Raw genomic sequence first — 552 nt, 5'->3', positions numbered from 1 at the left:
CCTAGGAGACTGCTGAACTAAGTGCTTTGTAGGGCTGGTCCGTGGCGTTCGCTGTCGGGCCAGCCCTTCCTTTTGTGGGTTGGGGTTTCTGGGGTTGAAGTATTTTGGGTGGTTCCGGGCTTTTGGTGCCTGTTGGCCGGGTAGGGGGTGTTGTTTTGGCTGGCTGTGAGAGGCCTGGTCCTGGTTTCCGGTTCAAGCGATGGCCCAGGATCCCTGTTCCGCGGTGAGTCCGAGCTTCAGGAGGCGGCGGAGGTTCAGTCCCGCGATCCGTAGCTGGAGCCAGGCGTTGTTCCGGCTGATGCCGCGATGGGGAACGCGTCGGTTGCCGCGGGTGAGCCATGCGATGGACCGCTCGACCATGGGCCGGTGGGTGCGGTAGTCGTCCTGGAAGGCCGGGTTCTTCGCGCGTTGGCGGTGTTGCCGTTGCAGCGCGTCATGTTCGTGGAGAACGATTTTGCGTCCTCGCGGTGAGGCGGTGCATCGGTGCCGGAGGGGGCAGCCTGTGCAGGCGGCGCCGAACGTGACCCGTCGTTTGGTGGTGATGTTGCGGGT

Annotated in this window: 1 protein-coding gene; it reads right to left on the bottom strand. The window is 63.9% G+C overall.

Translation table 11 applies throughout. The annotated features are described in order from the left end of the window. Nucleotides 1-192: 192 nt before the first annotated feature. The coding region (locus AC1DIP_RS22255; protein ID WP_477735120.1) for a transposase at nt 193-552 on the bottom strand (360 nt) is incomplete at its 5' end.

It is taken from the genome of Pseudarthrobacter sp. 05T312 (assembly GCF_056396685.1).
This window is presented reverse-complemented; position numbering and strand designations above follow the sequence as displayed.